1 protein-coding gene is annotated in these 586 nt (G+C 28.2%); it reads left to right on the top strand.

Going from position 1 to position 586, the window contains the following annotated elements:
• On the top strand, window positions 1–586 hold a 586-nt coding region (locus tag GBG18_RS15080), incomplete at both ends, for a pyruvate kinase (RefSeq protein ID WP_255467401.1).

The raw sequence follows: 586 nt of genomic DNA, 5'->3' as shown, positions 1-586 counted from the left end.
CTCACATGGAAGTCATGAATATCACTTAAATACATTAAATAATATAAAAGAAGCAATGAAAAACCTAAATACAACAGTAGGTGTATTACAAGATATCTCAGGACCTAAAGTGCGTGTAGGGGATTTAAAAGAACCCTTTGAACTTTTAAGGGGAGATATAATTACTTTCTTAAAAGATGAAATAGTAGGATATAAAAAAGCAGATAAAGAATATGTAGTTTCAATTAACTATCCTGATATCCTAGATAAAGTAAAAATAGATGAATATATATACCTTTATGATGGAACTATTAGAGCTAAAGTAATAAAAATAGATGGTGAAGTACAAGCAAGAATAGAAAACCATGGAATACTATCTTCAAGAAAAGGAGTAAACTTTCCTAATACTGTAATAGATATTGATGTAATTACAAAAAAAGATGAAAAGGATATCGCTTGGGGTGTTGAAAACAATGTAGATTACTTCGCAATTTCTTTCGTTCAAAATGCAAAAGATATGAAAAAAGCAAGAAAACTACTAAATGGCTATAAAGGTAAACTAATAGCAAAAATAGAAAAGTTTGATGCAGTTGAAAATATTGATGAA

It is taken from the genome of Poseidonibacter ostreae, from assembly GCF_009208075.1.
Lineage (GTDB): Bacteria > Campylobacterota > Campylobacteria > Campylobacterales > Arcobacteraceae > Poseidonibacter > Poseidonibacter ostreae.
This window is presented reverse-complemented; position numbering and strand designations above follow the sequence as displayed.